This is a genomic window from Erythrobacter colymbi (assembly GCF_002155685.1).
GTDB classification, from domain to species: domain Bacteria; phylum Pseudomonadota; class Alphaproteobacteria; order Sphingomonadales; family Sphingomonadaceae; genus Erythrobacter; species Erythrobacter colymbi.
Window position 1 is genome coordinate 1 of sequence record NZ_MUYK01000014.1, and the last position, 22,806, is coordinate 22,806.

The following is a 22,806-nucleotide window of genomic DNA, read 5'->3' on the forward strand; positions in this document are numbered from 1 at the left end:
GCTGAACGGGTTTGTGAACAACAGCGGGACGCTTGAGCTGACCGGTGTGACCACGGGGATTGGTGCGGTGGTTCAGACGGCGGGGGGTGTTTTCAACCTCGGCGGGTTTGCGACCAGCATTGCGAGCCTTGCGGGCGCCGGTTCGGTGAACCTGGGTGCGGGCGGGTTGCTGACCATCGGCACGGGCTCGGGCACGACCACCTTCGGCGGGGTGATCTCGGCCGGGGGCGGGGTGGTCAAGGTCGGGGCGAGCACCCAGATCCTGACCGGCACCCAGACCTATGGCGGGCTGACCGAGGTCAACGGCGGCACGCTGGTGCTGGCGGGCGGGACCCTCACCGGCTCGGTGGTGAACAACGCCAACCTGGTGGTCGACGGTCGCCTGCTGCGCAACCTCGGCAACAATGGCACGGCGCAGATCGCCGGGCGGATCGAGGGGACCACCTTCAACACCGGGACCATCACCAGCATCGGCGAGACGGTCTATGCCGGCCAGTTCATCCAGACCGCGACCGGCAGCTTCGATCTGGCGGGCTTCAACGCCGCGATGGGCAGCCTTGCGGGCGAGGGCACGATCCGGCTCGGCACGGCGTCCCTCACGGTGGGCGCGAACGACCTGACCACGCGCTTCGAGGGCGTGATCGAGGGCACGGGCGGGCTGGTCAAGACCGGCGGCGGCACGCTGACCCTGACCGGGGTGAACACCTACACCGGCACGACCTTCATCGAGGAAGGCGGCCTGCAGCTGGCCAGCGGCGGGCGGATCGCCGGGGGCGTGAGCAACCGCGCGAGCCTGTTCAACGCCGGCACCATCGCGGGCGCGCTGGCCAATGCGGCGGGCGCGAGCGCGACCAATATCGGCACGATCGCGGGCGGCGTGAACAATGCCGGGACGCTGGTCTCGAGCGGGACCATCGGCACCGGGCTCGACAACAGCGGCACGGCGCAGCTGCGCGGCGCGGTGAACGGCTTCGTGACCAACAGCGGGACGATCACCCTGACCGGGACCACGAGCGGGATCACCACCTTCAGCCAGACCGCCGCCGGCAGCCTCGACCTGGCCGGGTTCGACACGAGCCTCGGCGCGCTGAGCGGCGCGGGCAGCGTGGCGCTGGGCACGGGCGAGCTGACCGTGGGCAGCGCGCTGCTCAACACGACCTTCGCGGGCGTGATCAGCGGCGCGGGCAGCCTGGTGAAGACCGGGGCGACCCGCTTCACCCTGACCGGAGCCAACACCTACACCGGCGGGACCACGATCGCGGAAGGCGCGCTCCAGCTGGGCGAGAACGGGACCACGGGTTCGATCGTCGGCCCGGTGGTCAACAACGGCGCGCTGGTGGTGAGCCGCAGCAATGCCTATACGCTGGCGAGCGTGATCAGCGGGACCGGCGTGGTGGTGCAGGACGGCACCGGCACGACCACGCTGACCGGCGCCAACAGCTACAGCGGCGGCACGCTGGTCAACCGCGGGCGCCTGGTGGGCACCACCACCTCGCTCCAGGGTCTGATCCAGCTCAACGCCAATGGCACGCTCGAGTTCGCGCAAGGCGCGGCCGGCACCTTCGCCGGATCGCTGGCGGGCACGGGCCTGTTCGAGAAGACCGGCGCAGGGCTCCTCACCCTCACCGGCAACAGCAACGGCTTCACCGGCGCGAGCACGGTGCGGGTGGGCGAGCTGCGGGTCAACGGCGGCCTCGCGCGCTCGGTGGTGACGGTGCAGAGCGGCGCAAGGCTGTCGGGCACCGGGGTGATCGGCGGGCTGATCGCGCAGAGCGGCTCCACGATCGCGCCGGGCACCAGCCCGGGCACGCTCGGGGTGGCGGGCAACGTCACGCTCCAGGCGGGCAGCACGGTGGTCTACGAGATCGCCGCAGGCGCGCCTTCGGACCTGATCCTGGCGACCGGCACGGCGAGCATCAACGGCACGGCGGCGTTCACCAACCTCAGCGGTGCCAATGCCCACGTGTTCAACTCCGAGATCGTGGTGCTGCAGGCCGATGGCGGGCGGACCGGGACCTTCGCCAATGCCACCGGGCTGACCGGGTTCGGGATCATCTACCGGCCCGAACTGGTCTATACCGGCACGCAGGTGCGCCTGCGGTTCGCGCCCAACACCCTCGCCAACATCGTCGGCGGGACCACGGCGCTGACCGCCAACCAGCGTTCGGTGGTGAGCCGCATCGATGGCGCGGTGGCGGCGGGCTACAACCCGCAGCCGCTGTTCAACATCTACATCCTGCCGGCCGCCCAGCTGCCGGGTGCCTTCGACCAGCTCTCGGGCGAGGTCTATGCGACCGCGGCGGGCGTGGGGATCGAGCAGGAGCGGTTGCTGCGCGAGGCGGTGCTCGGCCGTGCGGCGAGCGTGGCGGCGGCAGGGCGCGATGCGCCCGAGGCGGCGAGCGGGCTTGGCGCATGGGGCCAGCTGTTCGGCGGCTGGGGCAATGGTGACAGCGACGGCAATGCCTCTGCGTTCGACAGCGACCGCGGCGGCTTTGCGACCGGGCTCGACTATGGCCGCGCGAGCGAGAGCGGCAGCTGGCGGATCGGGGCCTTCGGGTTCCACGTCACCAGCGACGTGACGATCGACCGGCTCGGCTCCTCGGCCGAGGTGCGCCAGTCGGGCGGCGGGGCCTATGCCTCGCTCACCACGGGCGCGTTCAGCGCGGCGGTGGGCGGCTACCTCGCCGCGGTCGATCTGGAAGGCTCGCGCAACATCGACCTGCCCGGGTTTACCGAGACGCTGGCGGGCCGCACGACGGGCGATGCGCGCCAGGCCTTCGCCGAGATCGCGTGGACGATCCCGGCGGGCAAGAGCACGATCCGGCCGTTCGTGAGCGGGGCGATCGGGAGCTTCAAGCTCGACGCGCTGCGCGAGACCGGCGGAGCCGCCGCGCTCGACATGCGCGCACAGAGCTACAGCACCGGCTCGCTCACCGGCGGGCTCGATGCGATCGTGCCCGCGGGCAAGGGGGTGCGCCTGACCGGCACGCTCGCCGCCCGCGCGCAGCTCGGCGACCGCGACCCGCAAGCAACCCTCGCGCTCGCCGCCGCACCGCAGCAGGCGTTCGCAGTGAGCGGCGTCCAGCTCGACGACGTGGCGCTGGCCGCCCGCCTCGAAGCCGACTTCGACCTCGGCGACAACGTCGGCCTCGCCCTCGGATACTCCGGCCTCATCGGCTCCACACTCCAGGACCACAGCGCAAAAGCTACCCTGCACGTCGTGTTCTGAGGTAAACCACAGGCGGAGGGCGCAAGCCCTCCGCCTATCACTTCAGCCGCTTGGGAAATGCCCGGGCTGCGCTAGTCTCGCTCACCGGATAGACGGGGAGAGGGGACATGACAGGAGCACTCGCAGGCAAGGCCGCGCTGGTGACGGGCGCGGCGCGCGGGCAGGGCCGGGCGATCGCGCTCGCGCTCGCCGACGCGGGCGCCGATGTCGCGATCTGCGATGTCGGTGCAGCGGCGGTGGAGACGGTCGGCTATGCGCTGGGCGGATCGCTCGGCGAGGTCGCGCAAGGCATCGAAGCCCACGGCGTGCGTACGCTGGCGATGGGTTGCGACGTGCGCAGCGCCGCCGAGGTAGAGGCCTTCGTCTCCTCCACGATCGCGGCCTTCGGGCGGATCGATATCCTCGTGAACAACGCCGGGATCCTCACTGGCGGTCGGCCCGCCCACGAGCTCGACGAGGCGATGTGGACCACCATGATCGACGTCAATCTGACGGGGGCCTGGCGCGTGATCCGCGCGGCGGTGCCGCACATGATCGCACGAGGTGAGGGCGGCCGGATCGTCAATGTCGCCTCGGTCGCGGGGCATGTCGGGACGCCCGGCTATGCCCATTACTGCGCCTCCAAGCACGGCATGATGGGCCTGACGCGCGCGATGGCGGGCGAGCTGGCGGAGCACAAAATTACCGTCAACGCGCTGTGCCCCGGGCTGGTCGACACGCCGATGGTCGCCCACGCCACCGACGAGGTTGCCGCAGCGCATGGCCTCAGCGTCGAGGAGGCCTACGAGCTGCAACTCACGCCGCACCTCATCAAGGAAAAGATCACGGCCGAGCAGTCCGCCGCTGCGGTCATGTATCTGGTGAGCGAGGCCGCGCGGGTGGTGACGGGATCGGCGCTGATGATCGACGCGGGCTGGTCGGCCACCTGAAGGCTTGCCTCGGCGGCCCGGAAGGCGGACAAGACCGGCATGGCAACAGCAACCAGCGCCCACCCCGACGATCCGCACTATGTCCACCGCACCGGATGGCTGCGCGCCGCCGTGCTGGGGGCGAATGACGGGATCATTTCGGTCGCATCGCTGATCATCGGCGTGGCCGCCGCGACGCCCGAGCCGGGACCGATCCTCGTCGCCGGTGTCGCCGCGCTGATGGCGGGCGCGATGTCGATGGCGGCGGGGGAATATATCTCGGTCTCCTCGCAGGCCGATTCCGAGCAGGCCGATATCCGCCGCGAGAAGGAAGCGCTCGCCGCGACGCCCGCCGACGAGGAGGCGGAGCTCGCCGCGATCTATCGTGCGCGAGGTCTCAGCGAGGCGACCGCAGCGCTGGTGGCGCGCGAGCTGAGCGCAGCCGATCCGCTCGCCGCCCATGTGCGTGACGAACTGGGCCTATCGGAACATCTCGCTGCGCGCCCGCTTCAGGCGGCGATGGCTTCGGGGGCAACCTTCAGCGCCGCCGCCGCCGTCCCGCTGGTGGCGGCGTGGCTCGCCCCGGCAGGCGCGATCATGGCGACGGTGGTCGCTGTGTCGGTGCTGGCGCTGGCGGTGCTCGGCGCCCTCGGGGCCAAGGCCGGCGCGGCGCCGGTCGTGCCCGCCACCTTGCGCGTGGTGGGCTGGGGCGTCTTCGCGATGGCGACCACCGCGGCAGTGGGCAAGCTGTTCGGCGTCAGCGTCTAGCGCAGCCGCTGAGCACCAGCTCTCCGCCTTTGACCAGAGCGACATGGGTGAGGCGGGCTTGCTCAGCTCGGCGCGCGGACATCGGCCATTACGGTGATCGAGGCAGAGCGCAATATCGAGCGCTACGGCGACATCACCCGCGCCGTCGGCTACCGGTGCCTCAAGGTCGCGCTCGCTCGGAAGCCGCTGCCGGCCTAGTTCGTTTCCTCGTGGTACATGATCGCAAGCTCGGTGCGGCTGCGCACCTCGAGTTTTTCGAAGATCGTGTGCAGATAGACCTTGATCGAGCCTTCGCTCATCGACAGCTCCTCGGCGATCTGGCGGTTGCGCATGCCGCGCGCCACCCGCTCCACGATCTGCTTTTCGCGCTGGCCGAGTGTATCGAACCGGCGCTTGGGCTTGGGATTGGCGCTGAGATCGAGAACGCGCTCCATCAGCCGCGGGTCGATCGCGCGCGAGCCGGCCTTGGCACTGCGGATGCAGTCGATCAGGAAGTCCTCGGCGTCTTCCTTGAGGGCGATGCCCGTGACGCCCTGCCGCACCGCCTCGATCAGCTGGTGATCGTCGATGCTCGCGGTGAGCAGCACGACCGGGCGCGCATCGCCCTTCGCGCGCAGTGCCGCAAGCGTTGCCACCCCGTCGCGCTTGGGCATGGCGACATCGAGCGCCACGACATCGGGGTCATGCGCGTCGATCGCCTCGAGGGCCGCATCGCCATCGCCCACCGAGGCGACCACCGAAATGTCGGCGGTCCGCAGGATGGCTTCGAGACCGGCCCTCAGGAAGAGATGGTCATCAGCTACGACTACGTTGATCATGGTCAGTTCCGGTTGGGTAGGGTGATCAGGAGGTGCGCTCCCGATCGACTGTTGCAGACAGTAAGGGTGCCGCCATTCGCCCGGGCCCGCTCGGCAAGCGTGCGCGGATGGATGGGCGGCTCCCCGGTGAAACCCGTGCCGTCGTCGCGGATGTCGAGATCGATACCCGCTCCAAGCTGCGAAACCGCGATCCTGAAGGTCTTCGCCTCGCCGTGGCGGACCCCGTTGGCGACAGCCTCGCGGGCAATCTGCTGGACTTCGTAGGCGAGTTCAACCGGCACGGTGAGATCCTCGGGACGGATCGACAGATTGAGCTTCGCTTTCCACGTCCGCTCGAGCTCGCTCGCCACGCCCTTGAGCTGGCCGGCCAGCTTGACCTTGCGCGGTTCGAGCTCGGTGCGGCGCAGGCGTTCGATCATCTCGCGCAAGTTCCGGTGCTCGCTGCTCAGGCTGGCCTTGAGTTCGTCGAATTCCGACCCCGGATCGGTCCCTGCACGAACCTGTGCGCGGATCCCTTCGAGCCGGTAGCGGACCCCGGCAATGGTCTGGGCGACGCTATCGTGCAGATCGCGGGCCAGCGTCGCGCGAAGGTGCGCAACAGCCGCCTCGCGGGAGATCCGCGTCAGCAGGTGCCGGTCGAGCGCCGCGGCCATTTCCTGCGCCAGAGCCGGTGCAAGGGTGAGGTGATCCATGCTGAACCCCCGGTCGGCGTCCACAATGACCAGACCCCTGCCAGACGAACTCGAGAGCGGGATCGCCAGCCCCTCCTTGATGCCGAACTGGTCAGCCAGTGCCGATACGAAGACCTTGCGGATCGCGATCAGCCGCCCGTCCGGCTCGACCACCAGCTTGCGGGCGCGCGCCAGATCGAACAGGGCGAAGACCTGTCGTTCGGGTTCGGGCAGAACCTCGGGGGACAGGTGGACCACGACCGGCGCCTCGCCCGCGGTCGCGCAGGCCAGCACATTGGGCTCCTCGTCGCTCCACCAGGCCGCGATCGCGAAGCGTGAACCGGTTGCCTCCTGCGCATATTCCGCCAGCTCGACAATCGGCACGTCGCCAGCGTCCTCGTTCGCGAAGTCGAGGCGCTGCACGGCGGGGGTACGGCGCTGGAGGCCGAACCAGACGAGAATGACCGACAGCAGCATCATGTAGACGCCGCGCCGTCCGAAACGCTGGAACTCGATGTCGAACCCGGAAATCTCCAGCGCGAGACCTGCCGCGATGTAGCTGGCGGTAAGACCGGCCGCGACGATCGCCATGCCGCGCCAGCCCCAGCGCAGCGTGGCCGAGAGCATGATGAAGATGAAGAACGACAGGAACGGACTGGTCAGGTCGCTCGCACCGCTTTCGGTGAAGTAGAAGGCGGTGAGAAACATGGCGGCGTCGCACAGCAGGGCCGGCAGGCGCAGGATGTGATCCAGCCACCAGCTGTTCCATGTCACCACCACCAGCGCGAACGCGATCGCCACATAGCTGCCGACGAGTGCAAAGGCTGTCACCCCGTCACGCACCGGCTGGTTGGGGTCGATATAAAGGACCGCCACGAACACCACCGCGAGCGCGAGCCGGCACAGGGCGATGCCTCGCCCCGAATGATATTCGAGAATCCGTGTCAGCATGATCTTCCCTGGATCATTACGTCAGGCACCCTTGCAGATGGCCCAATCCTCTCGCCCCCGACTCCGGACATTTCCGGTGGTTTCGGCGGCGCCCTTCTCGGCCTAGCGGCGCGCAAAGGCAAGTCATCCCCCGGCCGCGCGGTCCCCTCGCCGGGTGATTGCCCCCGCAAATCGCGCGCAAGGATCAAAATCGAGGGGTTCCGCAGGCGCGGCCTATGCCCCATGCACGGCGCGACAGATTTGGCAGCAGGAGGGACACAGGATGCACAACACGCAGACGGCTAAAAACCGGAGCACAGTGCTGTGACCGGCATCGGTCTGGAAGCCGCACAGGCGCTTGCCGCGCGGGTCGAGGCCTTCGTGCGCGAGACCATCGTGCCCTATGAACGCGATCCCCGGCGCGATCACCACGATTGCCCGAGCGACGAGCTGGTCGCCGAAATGAAGGAAAAGGCGCGGGCTGCCGGTTTGCTGACCCCGCATATTCTCCCCGGTGGCGGCCACCTGACACAGGCCGAGACCGCGATCGTCCTGCGCGCCACGGGCCTCTCGCCCCTAGGGCCGCTCGCGCTCAACACCGCCGCGCCCGACGAAGGCAACATGTTCCTGCTCGGCAAGGTCGGCAGTCCCGAGATCAAGGAGCGGTTCCTCAAGCCGCTGGTCGAGGGCCGTGCGCGTTCGGCCTTCTTCATGACTGAGCCTGCGGCCGAGGGCGGTGCGGGGTCCGACCCCTCGATGATGCGCACCACCTGCCGTCTCGATGGCAATCACTGGGTCATCAACGGGCGCAAGGCCTTCATCACCGGCGCCGACGGGGCCGGGGTGGGGATCGTCATGGCCAAGGCCGAGGAGGGCGCGTGCATGTTCCTCGTCGACCTGCCCGATCCCGCGATCCGGATCGAGCGGGTACCCAACACCATCGATTCCTCGATGCCCGGCGGGCACGCGGTGGTTGCCATCGACAACCTGCGGGTGCCGGCCGACCAGATGCTCGGCAAGGCGGGCGAGGGCTTCACCTATGCCCAGATCCGCCTCGCGCCCGCGCGCCTGTCGCACTGCATGCGCTGGCTCGGCGCCTGCGTGCGCTCGCACGAGATCGCCACCGACTACGCCTGCCGCCGCGAGGCTTTCGGCAAGACGCTGATCGACCACGAAGGCGTCGGCTTCATGCTCGCTGAAAACCTGATCGACCTGAAGCAGGCCGAACTGATGATCGACTGGTGCGCCGCCGCGCTCGATGCGGGATCGATGGGGACGGCGGAGAGCTCGATGGCCAAGGTCGCGGTGTCCGAAGCGCTGATGCGGGTCGCGGACCGCTGCGTGCAGGTGATGGGCGGCACCGGGGTGACCGACGATACCATCGTCGCTCAGGTGTTCCGCGAAATCCGCGCCTTCCGCATCTATGACGGCCCCACCGAAGTCCATAAGTGGAGCCTCGCCAAGAAAATCAAGCGCGAATGGAAGGCGGCGCAGCACTGACCTTGCAAGAAAAGTGGTCGGGGAGACAGGATTCGAACCTGCGACATCTTGCTCCCAAAGCAAGCGCGCTACCGGACTGCGCCACTCCCCGACGCTTTTCAACTCGCCCTTCCGGTGGGCCCGGCAGGATTCGAACCCGCGACCTAGCCGTTATGAGCGGCCAGCTCTAACCGCTGAGCTACAGGCCCTTGGCGCAAAAAGCGCGCCGGAAGGCAGGGCGATGTGCCGCCCCTACTCCGGCAGGGGCAGCGAGACAAGCGGGGACGGGCGGGCTTATCCGCCTGTTGCCGCGATGATGTCGGTGACGGTGCAGCTTGTGACGCCGCGCGCAGCGAGGTGGCGGTAGACGGTCTCGAGCCAGGCGTAGAGCGTGTCGACGCCCGCCTCGTCCCTGGCATAGCGGGTATGGCCGGGAGCGAGGGTAGGGCTGTGGAACGAGAGCACCAGCACCGGCAGGCCGCTGTCGATCGCCACGTCGACGCCGCGCAGCGCCTCTTCGGCCGAAACGCCTTCAGGCGTGAGCGCGATGCGTTCGAGCAGTCCGAGCCGCGAGAGCGCCCCGAGCGCCTTACGCACCTGCCCGCCGATCCGGTGAACCGGACGTCCGGCCGCGCGCAGCAGCCCGGTGTGGACCGTCGTCACCGGCAGCTCGAGCAGCCGCATCGCGCCGTCGATCCAGTAGGGCTCGATCGGGTGCCGGCTGTAGTCCGGCCCGCCATGCTCGCTGTAATCGAACAGCGAACGCACCGATGTGTCGACCCGGATACCGGTGCGCTTGAGCAGCTCGGCGGTGTGAGGGCCGAGGCCGTAGCGGCCGGCGCGGTAGATCAGCGGGGCCGTGCCGAAAGCGCTTTCGATCGCATCGCGCAGCAAGGTGAACTTGGCCGCCTCGAGAGCCGGCGGCAGATTGCCCGCGAAGGAGTTGTAGACGCTCACTTCCTCGTCGAAGGGCGGATTGACCCAGGGGTGGAGCTGCACGCCGACCTCGGCCGTCCCGCGCCGCACCGCATCGCCGATAATCTCTACCGCGCGCACATCCTGCACGATCGGCCAGTCGACGAGGTAGACGGGATGGGCGCCGATCCGCTCGCAAAAGGTCTGGAAGCGCGGGATCGCCCCGACATGGCTGAGACCGAAACCTTCGCGGCGGAAGGGGGCGGTCCAGTCGAACTCTTCCTCGGTATCGACCGTCAGCAGCACGCGCTGGCCGAAGCCCGGTGCAAATGCGGCACTCCGCCCGGACGGCGGCACCTCGAGCATCGAGCCAGTCGTCATGCACTTCCCCGCCGTTAGCCCTCAGGCCTCGAGAGCGCCCCTCGATGGCGTCATCCCGCTTAGCAGCGGCAGCGTCAAGACCAGCGTGTCGCCTTCGTGACGCAATCCCCCGCCCGCCGCCTGGGCTTCGGCGCGGGCCAGGCGCAGCGCGAAACCGGTGCCGAACAGGCCCGGGCTGATCGCGCTCTCCACGCCGCGGGTGGTGGCGGCAAACAGGTTGCTGTCCCCGGCGAGCCGCGCAGGAATGCTGCACACCAGCCGCGCGAGGGCATCGCCCTTGCCGATCAGCGGATCGAGCCGCAGCGCAATCCGCTCGCCCGGCGCGGCGGCGGAGGCAAGGCTGGCGAGCAAGCGCCACACCAGCGCCTCGGCATCCTCGGCATCGAGCCCGACGAGCATCGCGCTGCTTTCGGCAAATTCCAGTGCGATCCCGGCATCCTGCGGTGCCAGCACCGGATCGAGCTGCGCGGCGGTGCGGCGCAGCAGTGCTGCCAGATCGGTCTCGCCCGGTTCGATACGGATCGCCCCGGTCTCGAGCCGCGCCAGCCGGTCGAGCTCCTCGAACCCGGCGAGGATGCGCGCGGCATCGGCGGCGATCGCGGCGGCGAGCGCGCGATATTCGTGCGGGGCGGGGCCGAACAGCTGCTGCTGGATGACCTCGGCATACCCCTGCACCGCCGTCACCGGCGTGCGCAGTTCGTGGAGCAGCTGGCGGATGCGGTCTGCCTCGCGCGCTTCGGGGCCAGAGGGCGCGGTCGCGGCGGCAGGATCAGGCGCGCGGCGGAAGCGGCCGAAATAGCCGGTGAAGTGGCCGTCCTCGCTGAAACGCGGTTCGGCATCGACGATCCAGTCGCCTGTGATCGCCGGTGCGCCGGCCAGCGTGATCGCGCCCCGCGTGATCGGCTGGCGGCGGGCAAAGGCGCGGGCGAGAGCGGCACTGTCGGTCTCCGAGGCACCGGCGGGCTGCGCGGCGAACAACCGCACGCCGATCACCATCGGCGCCACCTCGGCCGCTGCCCAGGCGATGCGCCCGGTGGTGTCCGAGGCAAAGCCGAAACTCGCAACGGAGCGCTCAGCCCGCTCGGGCAGTTCGCCCAGCGGCAGGCGGGGGGAGCGCTCGAGTTCGGCCTGGGTCTCGGTGCGGGTGCGGCGGAATTGCGCGATGCGTTCCACCAGCGCCGAAATCTCGGTTCGGCCTGTGTCGTCGCGGGTTGCGGGCTGCGCAGGTGCGGGCTCGGGGGCGGGAACGGGGCGCAGCTGGACGGGACGCAGCGGGATCGGCGCCGCGGGGGCGGGGGCTGCCGCGATCTCCGGTTCGGCCGGGGCAGATGTCGGCGCGGGCAGACCGCGATCATGCACGCCGAGCCTTGCCAGCAGCGCCTCGACATCGACCGGCAGATCGCGGCGCAGGCGCAGGAAGCCGCGCGCGCGCACCGGCAGGCGGGGGATCAGCGCGCTCCAGTCTTCGGTGGAAAGATCGGCGCGGGTCAGTGCGGCAGCGGCGACGTCGGGCTCCTGATCGGCGAGATGCGCGGCCAGATCGGGATTGCGGAACCGCCAGCCCGGTTCGCGGATCATGCGTGCGCGGGTTGCTGCCGGGATCTCCTCGGCCAGCGCATCCAGCCGCAGCCATGCCGCGGCGAGCAGGCTCTGGTCGCCGCCCGGATGGTGCACCCGCTCGCGCCCGAGCAGATCGAGCAGTTGCCGGTACTGGGTGCGCAACGATGCCTCGCCGGTGGCGCGCTGGCGCAGCACGGTGGCAAGGCGATCGTCGAAAAACACCGGGGTCTCCACTTGAGCGGCAGGGCCGCGAATCGCAGGCGCGGGGCGGGGCTGCATTCGCACAATAGCCGGGCCCTGCGGTTTCGTCTTATCAGGATGGGGGAATTGTCACAATCTGGCGCGAAAGGCGCGTTGCAAAGCGGGACAATTGCTGCCAGACCTAATAATATTAGCCAAGCGCGCCATCCGGCACGCGTCTTGTTTCTTTGGGATCATGTTGCACAGGCTCCACCCCGGCGGGAGGAGACCGTGACAGGGGAGCGTTAGGTCACGTGGCCAATCTCGACGATATCGACCGCCGTCTGCTGGCGGAACTGCAGGCGGAAGGCCGCGTCACCAATGTCGAACTCGCCCAGCGCGTCGGGCTGACCGCACCGCCGTGCCTGCGCCGTGTGCGGGGCCTCGAGGAAGACGGCGTGATCCGCGGCTATCACGCCGATCTCGATCCCTCGAAGCTCGGTTTCGCCATCACCGTCTTCGCGATGGTCAGCCTCAAGAGCCAGGCCGAAGCCAGCTTGCGCGAATTCGAGGAGCACATGCGCGCCCTGCCCGAAGTGCGCGAGTGCCATATGCTGAACGGCGAGATCGACTTCATCCTCAAGATCGTCAGCAAGGACCTGCAGAGCTTCCAGGAGTTCCTGACCGGCAAGCTGACCCCGGCGCCCAATGTGGAGAGCGTGAAGACTTCGCTCACCATCCGCACCGCCAAGCAGGAGCCGGGGGTTCCTCTTTAAGGGCAGGGCGGACCGCCGCCGCACTCGCTTTCGCCGGGGTGTCGCTTGGCGGCGCAGCCTGCTCGCCGCCGGGGCCCAAACCCTTTGACGCCATGTCGGGCGAGGAGCACCTGGCCTGCGCGGTCGATATCAGCGCTACCACCTACCTGATGGCCGATGGCAAAATCCCCGCCGACAGCGCGCAGGCCGGTGAGGCCGCGCTCGCGCTCGGCTGGCATCGCAACGCCTATGCCGCTCCGCTCAAGACCGATCCTGCGGCCGCGATCAACGCGGGCCGTGCGGCGGTTATGGCGAAGGACAAGCCCGATGCGATCACCGCGCGCGCGGCCGAATGCATCGCCGCCGCGGTTGCCAAGGGCGCGGCGCAGTGGCACTCTGGCGCGGCGGCAGATTCGCCGCATCCGGAGAAGCCCGCCATGACCGATGCGATCGACGCCCTCAGCGCTCCCGTCTCCGGCCGCTGCCTGCGCGGCGCGGTGTCGATCACGGTGGAGGCGATGCATCCCGAGGTCGATATCTGCCACTGCGCCATGTGCCAGCGCTGGGGCGGGGCCTTCTACGCGGGTGTGAAGGGCGAGAGCGCGGTCGTCTCGGGCGAGGAGGCGCTCACCGTCTACCGCTCGAGCGAATGGGCCGAGCGCGCCTTCTGCGGCACCTGCGGCAGCAGCCTGTGGTACCGCTTCCTCCCGACCGGCCACCGCAGCTTCCTCGCCGGGCTGTTCGACCTGCCCAAGGGCTTCGGCATCGAGCGGCAAATTTTCGTCGATGAAAAGCCCGACTGGTATGATATCCTTCAGGAAAGCCCGATGCTGACCGGGCCCGAATGCATCGCCGAAGCGGAGGCTGCGGGCTTCAGTTTCGGATGACGTGAAAGGGAGGCACAAAGCTTATGTTCGACGAGCCTCCCCTGCCACCCCCTGCCGATCCCCCGGCCGGCGAGGTCGTGATCCTCGGAACCCTGCCGTCGCCGCCGCGCCCCGTCTGCGCGCGTTACTCGCTCGATCCGGCGCGGCCCGGCGAGGTGCTCTGCGAACCCTTTCCGGTGATCGAGGCGCCTGCTCCGGAAGGGCCGGAGGTGATCGACCTCACGCAGCTCGTGCCCCCGCTGCCTGCACAGGAGTGCGCCGAGGATCAGCCCGATCCGCTTAACCCCGCGATCATTGTGTGCACCGAAACCGGCCCCGCGCCGCGCCTCGGCCCCGTGGTCGGCCCGGTCGACGACGGCTTCGGAAGCGCCATTCCGCGCGCACGGATCAAGCTTTCGGAGAACGCCGAGGCCGAGGCCAACCTCATCAAGCAGGGCGTCGGTGGCTTCGATGCCGACGGGGCCGAGGTGAAGGTGAAGATCGACTTCTAGTGCAGCTTCAGCTTGGGCCGCACGATACGGTTCACGCGGCCGACCGCCATCAGGAAGGTCGCCTTCAGCCAGCCGTGGATGCCGATCAGGTGCAGGCGGTAGAGCGAGGTGTAGATGAACCGCGCCAGCCGCCCTTCGATCGCCATGCTCCCGCCGATCAGGTTGCCCATCAAGCTCCCCACGGTCGAGAAGCGCGACAGCGAGACCAGCGAGCCCTTGTCGCGGTAAACGAAGTGGGTGAGCGGGCGGCCCTGCTGCATCCGCACTATGTTGGCGAACACCGTCTCGGCCATCTGATGCGCGGCCTGCGCGCGCGGAGGGACGGGTCGGTCCTCGCCCGGGGGTGTGTAGCTGGCGCAGTCGCCGAGCGCGAAGATACAAGGGTCTTCCTGCGTCTGGAGCGTGTCGGTGACGATGATCTGGTTGCGCCCGTTGGTCTCCAGCCCCAGCCCGGATAGGAAATCCGCGCCCTTGACCCCTGCGGCCCAGACGATGAGGTCGGCCTCGATGACTTCGCCCGTCTTGGTGACGAGCTGGCGCGGACGGGCCTCGACCACCTGCACCGCCGGGCGCACCTGCACCCCGAGCACTTCGAGCTCGTGCTTGGCCGCAGCGGCGAGCTTTTCGGGCAGGGCAGGCAGGATGCGCGGGCCGGCTTCGAGCAGGGTCACGTGCATCCGGCTCTCGTCGAACACCTCAAGCCCGTAGTGCCTGAGCGCCCCGGCCGCGTTGTAGAGCTCGGCCGCCAGTTCCACCCCCGTCGCGCCGCCGCCGACGATCGCGACGCGCACCTGCTCGTCGGCGGTGGGGTCGTTCATCATCGCCCGGCTGACGCGCAGGCAATGGTTTAGCAGGCGGGTGCGGAAACGGTCGGCCTGTTCGCGCGAATCGAGGTAGAGGCAGTGCTCCTTCACCCCCGGCACGCCGAAATCGTTGGAAACCGAGCCCAGCGCCAGCGCGAGGATATCATAGCGGATGGTGTGCCCCGCGATCAGCTCGCTGCCATCCTCGTCCTTCACCGGCGCAAGGCGGATGGTCTTGGCCGCGCGGTCGACGCCCTCGAAGCTGCCCTGGAAGAAGCGATACCCCCAGCGGAAACAGTGCCCGCGATAGCCGACCTCGTCGAGATTGGCGTCGAGCGATCCGGCCGCCACCTCGTGCAGCAGCGGCTTCCAGATGTGGGAAAGGTTCTTGTCGACAAGGATGATGTCGTGCTTCTTGCGCCCGTACTTGGCACCCAGCCGCCGGACCAGTTCGAGCCCGCCAGCGCCCCCGCCAACGACGACAATCTGGGTCTTGCGGTTCATTCAAGCTCCTTCGCACAGCCGTGCAGCGCAATCCCGATGCCCTGTTAGCGGGTGCCGCGCACAATTGCGCGCCAAATCAACGTAGCGCGAAGCAACTCATGTTGCGGTGCAGCATGAATGTCACAGCGCGCGAGGCTGCGATGGGTTCCCGCGCTTCCGCTAGTCGCCAGCCACTAGGCTCGCAGCGCCCATTCGAGAGGCGCGGGAAGCTCGACCGCACTAAAGTCGACCTGAAGCACCCGCCGCCGCGCGGTGCTGCGCGAGCGCTGCGAGGCGTGGAGGATGGGCGTGGCATAGGCCCAGACGTTGCCGGGCTGTGCGAGGCACGCCGCGACCGGAGATGCAGCCACCACCGAAGCGACATCGGACTCGGCGATGTATCCCTTGCGGTGCGATCCTAATGCGATTTCCAGCGGCGCATTGTCGGGCGTGACCGGATCGAGGTGAATGCGCAAAGTCAGCATCCCCGCGATCACGTCGAAGGGCGGTTCGACATGGAGGCTGCCCTGCTTGACCGTCCAAGGGCCATAGCCCTCGACCTCCGCCCGCGCGGCGACATTGATCGTGCGGTCCTGATGCCAGCCGAGCGCCCAGTTGGTTTGCGGAGACTTGTCGAAGGCGATGGCGCGTACCGGACGCATGGCGCGCCCTGCCAGCTGCGCGACCACCCCCGCTATCGCCCCGGTTCCGGTCAGAAACGGGCCCAGCGCGCCGAGGCAGGTGATGCGTCTGCCGGGCGCGAGCGGCGCGCTGGCGTAGTATTGCTCCAGCGCGGGCAGCATATCGCGGGCGGCCCCCGCGATGAGCTGCGCCCCGTCCCGGTCGAGCCGCAGGTCGCTCAGACCTCTCGCTCCTCCAGCCACTTTTCGAGCCACTTGATCGAATAGTCGCCGTTGAGGACGTCGTCCTGCCGCAGCAATTCCTGGTGCAGCGGGATGTTGGTCTTCACCCCCTCAACCACCATTTCCTCGAGCGCGCGCCGCAGCCGCATGATGCAACCTTCGCGCGTGCGGCCATAGACGATCAGCTTGGCGATCATGGAATCGTAATAGGGCGGGATGCGGTAGCCGGCGTAGAGCCCGCTATCGACGCGCACGTGCATGCCGCCCGCCGCGTGGAAATAGCTCACGAGACCGGGCGAGGGCGCGAAGTTGAACGGGTCCTCGGCGTTGATCCGGCACTCGATCGCGTGGCCGTGGAACTCGATATCCGCCTGCGCGACCGAGAGCGGACGGCCCTCCGCGATGCGGATCTGTTCGCGCACCAGATCGACGCCGGTGATCGCTTCGGTCACCGGGTGTTCGACCTGGAGACGGGTGTTCATCTCGATGAAGTAGAACTCGCCGTTCTCCCACAGGAACTCGATCGTGCCCGCGCCGCGATAGCCCATGTCGCGCATCGCCTTGGCGCAGACCTCGCCCATGCGCATGCGCTCCTCGACCGAGATGACGGGCGAGGGGGCCTCTTCGAGCACCTTCTGGTGGCGACGCTGGAGCGAGCAGTCGCGCTCACCGAGATGGATCGCGTTGCCGTTGCCATCGCCGAACACCTGGAATTCGATGTGGCGCGGGTTGCCGAGGTACTTCTCGATATAGACCGTGGCGTCGCCGAAAGCGGCCTTCGCCTCGCTGCCGGCCTGCTGCATCAGGGTTTCGAGCTTGTCCTCGCTCTCGCACACCTTCATGCCGCGCCCGCCGCCGCCCGAAGCGGCCTTGATGATCACGGGGTAGCCGATCTCCTTGGCGATCTTGCGCGCCTCGTCGAAATCGCTGACCGCGCCGTCCGAGCCCGGCACCAGCGGCAGGCCCAAGGCGCCCGCGGTGCGCTTGGCTTCGACCTTGTCGCCCATCGTGCGGATATGCTCGGGCTTGGGGCCGATCCAGATGATGTCATGCGCTTCGACGATGTCGGCGAACTTGGCGTTCTCCGACAGAAAGCCGTAGCCCGGGTGGATCGCATCGCACTGCGCGATTTCCGCGGCAGAGATGATGTTGGCGACGTTGAGATAGCTCTCGGCCGCGGGCGGCGGGCCGATGCAGACCGCGTGGTCGGCCAGGCGCACGTGCATCGCGTCGGCATCGGCGGTGGAGTGCACCGCGACCGTCTCGATCCCCATTTCATGGGCCGCGCGGTGGATGCGCAGCGCGATCTCGCCGCGATTGGCGATCAGGATGCGTTTGATGCCCATTGTCTTACGAGATCACCACCAGAGGCTGGTCGAACTCGACCGGCTGGGCGTTCTCGATCAGGATCGCGCTGACCGTGCCGGACTTGGGCGCGGTGATCGGGTTCATCACCTTCATCGCCTCGACGATCAGCAGCGTGTCGCCTTCCTTGACGTCCTTGCCGACTGCGATGAAGGGCGCAGCGCCCGGTTCGGCGGCGAGATAGCAGGTGCCGACCATCGGGGACTTCACCGCGTTCTTGAGATCGGGGCCAGCCTCGGCAGCGGGCGCAGCCGGAGCGGGCGCGGCGGCGGCAGGGGCCTGCGCGGCCGCAGCCGGAGCAGGCGCCGCAGCATAGACCGGAGCGGCAGCGGCAACCGCGCCGCGCGAGACGCGGATCTTGCGGTCGTCATCCTCGACCTCGATCTCGGTGAGGCCGGTCTCGTTGAGCAGTTCGGCCAGCTCGCGCACCAGTGCGGTGTCGATGTTCATCCCCGACTTGCGCCCGTTTGCCTTGCCGGATTGGCCAGCGTCGTTTGCCATGTATGCCCCTTGTGATGTGGTGCGACCGTGAAACCCGCGCGTCTATTGCCGCCAATTGCGGCAGGCAAGTGGCAGAGGTGCAAAATGTGAAAGTCGCGTGACGAAATCAGACCTCGCCCGACGCTACGGCTTCGAGCGCGATGAGGTAGGAGTTGGCGCCGTGGCCCTCGACGGTCTTGGCCGCGGCCATGCCCACGTAGGACAGGTGCCGGAAGCTCTCCCGGGTCTTGGGATCGGAAAGGTGCACCTCGATCACCGGCGTGCGGATCGCCTTGATCGCATCGAGCAGCGCGACGGAGGTGTGGGTGTAGGCCGCCGCATTGAGCAGCACCGCCCGCGCGCCTTCGGCCTGCGCCTCGTGCAGCCAGTCGACCAGCATCCCTTCGTGATTGGTCTGGCGCATCTCGATTTCGAGGCCCAGTTCGCGGGCGCGGTCTTCGAGCATCCCGGCGATGTCGTCCAAAGTGGTGGTGCCGTAGATCTCCGGCTCGCGCGTGCCGAGGAGATTGAGGTTGGGGCCGTTGAGGACGTAGACGAGGTTGCTCATGCGCAGCCGCTTAGCGGGAAGGGGCGGGGCGGGGAAGGGGGCTGGGCGCGGCCGTGACTTGCCCGGCCGCGCGTTTCCTTTAGGCTTCCGGATGATGGAAGAATTTCGCGCCTCTTACTCGCGCTGGCGACTGGTCCTGCTGTTTCTGCTGTCGGTCGACTTTGTCGTGCTCGGACTGCTAATGGTTGGGGTCATCGGGGAGCCTTCGGACCCGGCCGAATGGTCAGGGCGAAGGGGCAGTATTCCGCCCGAACTCGTCCCCTATGCGAGCTGGTTCTGCGTGATCTTTTTTGCATTCGGCGCAGCCGTGATCCTGAAGCGTTTCTTCGACGATGGCGTACAGGTCGCAATCGGTGCGACCGGAATCCACTGGTCGAATTGGTCCGACGCAACCATACCTTGGGACGAGATTGTGCGGGTTTCGGTGTACATCCAGAACCGCCAGAAGAGCATCGTTCTGCATCTTCTTAACCCGGAGGCCTTTCCCGGTCGCGGGATCCACGCATGGCTGGCGAGCGCCAACCGGATGATAACGGGGGGCGACATCGCGATATCGCTGATCGGCACGGACCGCAGTTTCGAGGAAGCGATGGCCGCGATCGAACATTTTGGTGGCCGCGCGCTGCTCGACTGAGGCGCCCCCCTACTTGTCCACCCCCTTGACCTTCCCCCACTGGCGCGCGGCGGTGTAGCCGAGGTAGCCGGTGCCGAAGAGCGCGTAGAGCGGCTCGGGCAGGCCTGTGAGGTAGGCGTTCATCCCCGCCGCGATTTCGTGCGCGGCGGCGGGGTTGAAGGCGCTGAGCACCCCCATCGGCAAGGCGGTCAGCAGCAGGACGTACATCACGTAGAGAAAGCTCGGCCGCGCGCGGCTGGTCCAGGGGTCGCTCGAGTTCGCCTCGGCGACGATCGCCTGAAGCTGGGTCTCGAGCATCTTGAGCTCCTGCGAGCCCTGCAAGGCGATCAGCTCGATCTTGGCCTTGGCCTGCGCTTCCTTGTCGGGGATGATCTTGTCGATGATCGAGGCGATGGGGCCGATCAGGGCATCGATAAGGGCCATGGCGCGCTCCTCTAAGCTGCGAGTCGCGCCATTAAATAACCAAATAGGTTAGAGTAGGAAAATAAGATAACCTATTCCGCACCCGCCTCGGCAAGCAAGCGCTGGGCCAGTGCCAGATGCGGCCGGTCGAGCATCGCGCCATCGAGCGCCACCACGCCCGCCCCCGGATGGTCGGCGAACGCCTGCACCACCGCGCGGGCATGGGCGAGGTCCTCGGCACTCGGGGTGAAGGCTTCATTGATCGGCTCGACCTGTGCCGGGTGGATCGCCAGCATCCCGCGGAAGCCCTGCGCTCGCACCCGCCGCGCGCGCGCCGCCAGCGCGTCCAGATCGCGGAACTCGGGCTGGACGGTCTCGATTGCCGCGACACCCGCCGCGCTCGCGCCGATCAGGCAGAGGCTCCTCGCCATTTCGTAGGTGTGCGCATATTCCCCGTCCGGCCCCCGCTGCTCGCGCGCGCCGAGCGCCGAGGAGAGGTCCTCCGCCCCCCAGCTCATCGCCACCAGCCGCTCGCGCCCGGGATAGTCGCCCGCATAGTCGCCCGTGCGGAACATCGCCGCCGCCGTCTCGGTGACGAGCGCGGCAATGAGCGTGCGGCCGAGGGGAATGCCGTTCGCTGCCTCGAGCGCGGTCAGATAGTGGTGGAGGCGCGTGATATCCGCCGCGCCCTCAGCCTTGGGCAGGAACACTCCGCCGGGCCGCGCGGGGATCACCGCGACGAGATCGGCGATGCAGTCGGCGGTCGCAACCGGATTGATCCGCACCCACAGCCGCGCGCGGTTGTCGCTCGCCGCAATCGTCTCCGCGACCATTGCGCGGGCGGCGGGCTTGTTCTCGGGTGCAACCGAATCCTCGAGATCGAGCAGCGCAATATCGGCCGGCCCTGCAATCGCCTTTCCCATCTTCTTCTCGCTGTCGCCCGGCGCGAACAGCCAGGAACGCATGCGGGGAAGGGCGGGGGTGTGGGGCATGGGGACGATCCTCTCTCGCCCCAGCGCTTACGAAGCGCGGGCCATGCAGGCAAGCCTCAGAACGAACCCTCGATATCGAGGCTGAAGACCGTGCCGAAATGGCGGTTGCGGCGCTCGCTGAAGGCGACCTGCCCCGCGGCGCGGTTGGTGAAGACCGTCCGCTCGAACCGGTCGCGCTGGCCGAGCAGATTGCCCACCCGCGCGCGCACCGTCATGCCCGCCAGATCCTTGTGCTCGAGGAAAGCGAAGGCCTGCGCGAAGCTCGGCTGGTTCAGCGAAATCTCGTCAAGCCGCACATTGCGCGCGTTCTTCTTCCAGTCGCCGCGCGTGCCGAAGGCCCAGGGCGTCCCGGCAAGATCGTGGCGCAGGCGGAATTCGACGTCGAACAGCTCGTTCTCCGAAACCTCGCGCACGAAGCCCAGCAGCGGATCGCGCACCTCGCTGCGGTTCCAGCCGAGGGTGAGGTCAATGCGCGTGCCCTTCCAGCCGAGCCCGTCGGACAGCAGCGTCGCCTGGCTCTCCAGCCCGTAGAACCGCGCCGAGGGCAGGTTGCCCGGCGCCTGACCGCCGCCGGGCAGCGGGATCTGGTCGACCACGTCGATGAAGTCCTCGAGATAGGCGCTGACCGTCAGGTTGCCGAGCGCGCCCATCCGCCAGCTCGCCTCGATATCGTAGAGCCAGCTCTGCTCGGGGCGCAGGTCGACATTGCTGCCGTCCGCGCGGTCCTGATCGAGATCGACCGAGGCGATGAAGTCGAAGAAATCGAGCTGGCCGACAACCCGCTCGATGCGTCCGGCGAGGTTGAGGTTGGCCGCGACCTTCCAGTCGAGCGAGGCAAAGCCCTTGGGCCGCCAGAAGCTGCGGGTGAGGCCGAGAGGGCCGGACTGGCTGATGCGCGAATACTCCCCGCCAACCGAAAGCTGGAGTTGGAGGTTGGTGGCGAGCGCGCGGCTCCATGTCAGCCCGGCATCGACGCGGTCCTCGTCCACCCGCGCGTTCGATCCGTCGAGTGCGACCGGACGCAGCACGCCTGCCGCATCACGTTCGGACAGGGAGGAGGCAATCTCGAGGAAATTGCGCGCGCCTTCGAGCGCCGCGACGAGGTTCCCGCCGCCCGCCTTGATGCTGTATTCCGAGCGCAGGATCGTCTCGCCCTCGTCGGCATCCTGCGCGAAGGCCGAGCCCTGATCGGGCGCGCCGCTGGCAAAGCGCGTCAGCACGGTGCTGGTCGAGGGGCTGTCCTCGTAGCGGTGATAGCCGATCAGCTTCAGGCGCCCGGGGCCTGCGGCAAATTCGTAATCCGCGCCGAGCTCATAATTGAACTCGTCCTCGGTCCGGCGGAGGCTGCGGGTGCGGGTCAGGCTGCCGCCGGGCGGGCGCTGGAGCGAAAGCTCGCGCTCGCGGTAGATATAGCCCTGAACCTGCCCGTTGAGGTTGAGGATGTTGCCGTTGCCCGCGGTGCGCGTGAAGCTGCCCGAGAGGGTAGGGCGGTCGTTGTTGAAGTTGGCGATCTCGTCGCGCAGGGCGACCAGCGTGCCTGTGCTGTCGAAGACGTCCTCGGGCCCCTCGTTGCCGCGACGGTTGGACTCGTTGCGCAGCGCGATGTTCCACTCGGTCTTCGCCCCGCTCCCGGCAAGCGCGATGCTGCCCTGGAGCAGGCGCGCAGGCGTGCCGTAGCTGCGGAATTCGGGCTGGTAGCGGAACTGCCCCGTCACCCGCCCGCTGGCGCTGGTGACGACATTGAGCACCTGCCCGGTGAGCCCGCCGATCCCGAGGCTCGCGCCGTCGACCAGTTCGAGCCGGACCACGTCCTCTACCGGAATGCGCCGCAGCGCTTCGGTCGGGCCATTGGCCTTGCCCGAGATGCGCCGGCCGTTGATGAGGACATTGGTGTCCGCCTGCCCGAGCCCGCGCGCACCGTCGCCGTTGCTGATCGCAAAGCCCGGGACGTTGCGCGCCATGTCGAAGGCGCTGCGCGGGGCGAAGCGGGCGAAGTAATCGGGCGCAAAGGTGCTGCGGGTGGTGGCGGCGATGTTCTCGCCCTGCTGCGCTGCCGGCGTCTCGGGCGCGGGTGCCTCCTGAGCAGCGGCCGGGATCGCACCCAGTATTGCCGCGAGGATCGCGGGTGCAGTGCGGCAGAACGGGCGCGGCAAGAGACGGACGGAACGCATTGGCGCCGCGCTTGGCGGCAAAGGCCTGCCCTGTCGAGTGATCGCTAAACCCGCGTTCGTCGAATGTGCATCG

General features: G+C 68.3%; 20 protein-coding genes and 2 tRNA genes. 8 read left to right on the top strand and 14 right to left on the bottom strand.

Features of this window, described 5'->3' with window-relative positions; all coding sequences use genetic code 11:
• The 3 genes from BZF57_RS16945 to BZF57_RS16955 all read left to right on the top strand — a co-directional run.
• Nucleotides 1–3,229: autotransporter outer membrane beta-barrel domain-containing protein (locus tag BZF57_RS16945; protein ID WP_143738497.1), on the top strand; the 3,229-nt coding region annotated here is incomplete at its 5' end.
• Nucleotides 3,230–3,336: 107 nt separating this feature from the next.
• On the top strand, nt 3,337–4,158 hold the full coding sequence (locus BZF57_RS16950) for an SDR family NAD(P)-dependent oxidoreductase (RefSeq protein WP_086740229.1): 822 nt from the start codon (nt 3,337–3,339) through the stop codon (nt 4,156–4,158).
• 39 nt (nt 4,159–4,197) lie between these two features.
• Nucleotides 4,198–4,905 carry a VIT1/CCC1 transporter family protein gene (locus BZF57_RS16955; protein WP_086740231.1) on the top strand — a complete coding sequence of 236 codons (708 nt, stop codon included), beginning with the start codon at nt 4,198–4,200 and terminating at the stop codon, nt 4,903–4,905.
• Nucleotides 4,906–5,099: 194 nt separating this feature from the next.
• On the opposite strand, the gene BZF57_RS16960 is transcribed toward BZF57_RS16955, so the two are convergent.
• Together BZF57_RS16960 and BZF57_RS16965 are read right to left on the bottom strand one after the other, a co-directional pair.
• Nucleotides 5,100–5,723, bottom strand: coding sequence for a response regulator (locus BZF57_RS16960; RefSeq protein WP_086740233.1), 624 nt, complete (start codon nt 5,721–5,723; stop codon nt 5,100–5,102).
• A gap of 2 nt (nt 5,724–5,725) precedes the next feature.
• Entirely contained in the window at nt 5,726–7,345 is a 1,620-nt protein-coding gene (locus BZF57_RS16965; protein ID WP_086740235.1) for a sensor histidine kinase, read from the bottom strand.
• 312 nt (nt 7,346–7,657) lie between these two features.
• Here BZF57_RS16965 and BZF57_RS16970 point away from each other — a divergent pair, with 312 nt between their 5' ends.
• A complete protein-coding gene (locus BZF57_RS16970; protein ID WP_086740335.1) occupies nt 7,658–8,824 on the top strand; it encodes an acyl-CoA dehydrogenase family protein in 1,167 nt (388 codons plus the stop codon).
• Between the two features lie 14 nt (nt 8,825–8,838).
• Here BZF57_RS16970 and BZF57_RS16975 read toward each other — a convergent pair.
• The 4 genes from BZF57_RS16975 to BZF57_RS16990 all read right to left on the bottom strand — a co-directional run bounded on the left by BZF57_RS16975 (nt 8,839) and on the right by BZF57_RS16990 (nt 11,881).
• Nucleotides 8,839–8,915, bottom strand: a tRNA-Pro gene (locus tag BZF57_RS16975).
• 24 nt (nt 8,916–8,939) lie between these two features.
• Nucleotides 8,940–9,012: transfer RNA gene (locus tag BZF57_RS16980), tRNA-Ile, on the bottom strand.
• Nucleotides 9,013–9,097: 85 nt separating this feature from the next.
• The gene (locus BZF57_RS16985) at nt 9,098–10,099 is read right to left on the bottom strand and encodes a polysaccharide deacetylase family protein (protein WP_086740237.1); all 1,002 of its coding nucleotides are present in this window, start codon (nt 10,097–10,099) and stop codon (nt 9,098–9,100) included.
• A gap of 21 nt (nt 10,100–10,120) precedes the next feature.
• Nucleotides 10,121–11,881: a histidine kinase dimerization/phospho-acceptor domain-containing protein gene (locus BZF57_RS16990; protein WP_086740338.1), complete on the bottom strand. Its 1,761-nt coding sequence runs from the start codon at nt 11,879–11,881 to the stop codon at nt 10,121–10,123.
• A gap of 272 nt (nt 11,882–12,153) precedes the next feature.
• Here BZF57_RS16990 and BZF57_RS16995 point away from each other — a divergent pair, with 272 nt between their 5' ends.
• The 3 genes from BZF57_RS16995 (at nt 12,154) to BZF57_RS17005 (ending at nt 13,972) form a co-directional block, all read left to right on the top strand.
• Complete coding sequence (locus BZF57_RS16995) at nt 12,154–12,615, top strand: Lrp/AsnC family transcriptional regulator (RefSeq protein ID WP_067405649.1); 462 nt, start codon at nt 12,154–12,156, stop codon at nt 12,613–12,615.
• Nucleotides 12,616–12,707: 92 nt separating this feature from the next.
• On the top strand, nt 12,708–13,481 hold the full coding sequence (locus BZF57_RS21650; protein ID WP_240506031.1) for a GFA family protein: 774 nt from the start codon (nt 12,708–12,710) through the stop codon (nt 13,479–13,481).
• A 23-nt stretch (nt 13,482–13,504) separates the two neighbouring features.
• Nucleotides 13,505–13,972: a hypothetical protein gene (locus tag BZF57_RS17005; protein WP_086740239.1), complete on the top strand. Its 468-nt coding sequence runs from the start codon at nt 13,505–13,507 to the stop codon at nt 13,970–13,972.
• Here BZF57_RS17005 and BZF57_RS17010 read toward each other — a convergent pair.
• From BZF57_RS17010 to BZF57_RS17030, 5 genes are all read right to left on the bottom strand, one after another.
• Nucleotides 13,969–15,279: an NAD(P)/FAD-dependent oxidoreductase gene (locus BZF57_RS17010; protein WP_086740241.1), complete on the bottom strand. Its 1,311-nt coding sequence runs from the start codon at nt 15,277–15,279 to the stop codon at nt 13,969–13,971. The genes BZF57_RS17005 and BZF57_RS17010 overlap by 4 nt on opposite strands.
• Before the next feature lie 173 nt (nt 15,280–15,452).
• Nucleotides 15,453–16,142, bottom strand: coding sequence for a phytanoyl-CoA dioxygenase family protein (locus BZF57_RS17015; RefSeq protein WP_086740243.1), 690 nt, complete (start codon nt 16,140–16,142; stop codon nt 15,453–15,455).
• Nucleotides 16,118–17,467, bottom strand: coding sequence for an acetyl-CoA carboxylase biotin carboxylase subunit (accC, locus tag BZF57_RS17020; RefSeq protein ID WP_086740245.1), 1,350 nt, complete (start codon nt 17,465–17,467; stop codon nt 16,118–16,120). The genes BZF57_RS17015 and accC overlap by 25 nt, the downstream gene beginning before the upstream one ends.
• A 4-nt stretch (nt 17,468–17,471) precedes the next feature.
• Nucleotides 17,472–17,987 carry an acetyl-CoA carboxylase biotin carboxyl carrier protein gene (gene accB / locus BZF57_RS17025; RefSeq protein ID WP_086740247.1) on the bottom strand — a complete coding sequence of 172 codons (516 nt, stop codon included), beginning with the start codon at nt 17,985–17,987 and terminating at the stop codon, nt 17,472–17,474.
• A gap of 106 nt (nt 17,988–18,093) precedes the next feature.
• The gene (locus tag BZF57_RS17030; RefSeq protein ID WP_086740249.1) at nt 18,094–18,534 is read right to left on the bottom strand and encodes a type II 3-dehydroquinate dehydratase; all 441 of its coding nucleotides are present in this window, start codon (nt 18,532–18,534) and stop codon (nt 18,094–18,096) included.
• A 91-nt stretch (nt 18,535–18,625) separates the two neighbouring features.
• On the opposite strand from BZF57_RS17030, the gene BZF57_RS17035 reads away from it, so the two are divergent.
• Nucleotides 18,626–19,168 (top strand): STM3941 family protein, encoded by a 543-nt coding sequence (locus BZF57_RS17035; protein ID WP_086740251.1) that lies wholly within the window; start codon nt 18,626–18,628, stop codon nt 19,166–19,168.
• Nucleotides 19,169–19,177: 9 nt separating this feature from the next.
• Here the strand turns inward: BZF57_RS17035 and BZF57_RS17040 are convergent, their stop codons facing one another.
• From BZF57_RS17040 to BZF57_RS17050, 3 genes are all read right to left on the bottom strand, one after another.
• The gene (locus BZF57_RS17040) at nt 19,178–19,591 is read right to left on the bottom strand and encodes a holin family protein (RefSeq protein WP_086740254.1); all 414 of its coding nucleotides are present in this window, start codon (nt 19,589–19,591) and stop codon (nt 19,178–19,180) included.
• Between the two features lie 71 nt (nt 19,592–19,662).
• The gene (locus tag BZF57_RS17045) at nt 19,663–20,562 is read right to left on the bottom strand and encodes an HpcH/HpaI aldolase/citrate lyase family protein (protein WP_240506032.1); all 900 of its coding nucleotides are present in this window, start codon (nt 20,560–20,562) and stop codon (nt 19,663–19,665) included.
• Between the two features lie 56 nt (nt 20,563–20,618).
• Nucleotides 20,619–22,733, bottom strand: a complete 2,115-nt coding sequence (locus tag BZF57_RS17050; RefSeq protein WP_086740256.1) for a TonB-dependent receptor plug domain-containing protein — start codon at nt 22,731–22,733, stop codon at nt 20,619–20,621.
• Nucleotides 22,734–22,806: the final 73 nt, after the last annotated feature.

What these genes read in the sequence shown, in the direction of transcription:
- BZF57_RS16950 (WP_086740229.1), top strand. Translation starts at nt 3,337, where the DNA reads ATGACAGGAGCACTCGCAGGCAAGGCCGCGCTGGTGACGGGCGCGGCG.
- BZF57_RS16955 (WP_086740231.1), top strand. Translation starts at nt 4,198, where the DNA reads ATGGCAACAGCAACCAGCGCCCACCCCGACGATCCGCACTATGTCCAC.
- BZF57_RS16960 (WP_086740233.1), bottom strand. Translation starts at nt 5,723, where the DNA reads ATGATCAACGTAGTCGTAGCTGATGACCATCTCTTCCTGAGGGCCGGT.
- BZF57_RS16965 (WP_086740235.1), bottom strand. Translation starts at nt 7,345, where the DNA reads ATGCTGACACGGATTCTCGAATATCATTCGGGGCGAGGCATCGCCCTG.
- BZF57_RS16985 (WP_086740237.1), bottom strand. Translation starts at nt 10,099, where the DNA reads ATGACGACTGGCTCGATGCTCGAGGTGCCGCCGTCCGGGCGGAGTGCC.
- BZF57_RS21650 (WP_240506031.1), top strand. Translation starts at nt 12,708, where the DNA reads ATGTCGGGCGAGGAGCACCTGGCCTGCGCGGTCGATATCAGCGCTACC.
- BZF57_RS17005 (WP_086740239.1), top strand. Translation starts at nt 13,505, where the DNA reads ATGTTCGACGAGCCTCCCCTGCCACCCCCTGCCGATCCCCCGGCCGGC.
- BZF57_RS17010 (WP_086740241.1), bottom strand. Translation starts at nt 15,279, where the DNA reads ATGAACCGCAAGACCCAGATTGTCGTCGTTGGCGGGGGCGCTGGCGGG.
- accC (WP_086740245.1), bottom strand. Translation starts at nt 17,467, where the DNA reads ATGGGCATCAAACGCATCCTGATCGCCAATCGCGGCGAGATCGCGCTG.
- accB (WP_086740247.1), bottom strand. Translation starts at nt 17,987, where the DNA reads ATGGCAAACGACGCTGGCCAATCCGGCAAGGCAAACGGGCGCAAGTCG.
- BZF57_RS17030 (WP_086740249.1), bottom strand. Translation starts at nt 18,534, where the DNA reads ATGAGCAACCTCGTCTACGTCCTCAACGGCCCCAACCTCAATCTCCTC.
- BZF57_RS17035 (WP_086740251.1), top strand. Translation starts at nt 18,626, where the DNA reads ATGATGGAAGAATTTCGCGCCTCTTACTCGCGCTGGCGACTGGTCCTG.
- BZF57_RS17040 (WP_086740254.1), bottom strand. Translation starts at nt 19,591, where the DNA reads ATGGCCCTTATCGATGCCCTGATCGGCCCCATCGCCTCGATCATCGAC.
- BZF57_RS17045 (WP_240506032.1), bottom strand. Translation starts at nt 20,562, where the DNA reads ATGCCCCACACCCCCGCCCTTCCCCGCATGCGTTCCTGGCTGTTCGCG.
- BZF57_RS17050 (WP_086740256.1), bottom strand. Translation starts at nt 22,733, where the DNA reads ATGCGTTCCGTCCGTCTCTTGCCGCGCCCGTTCTGCCGCACTGCACCC.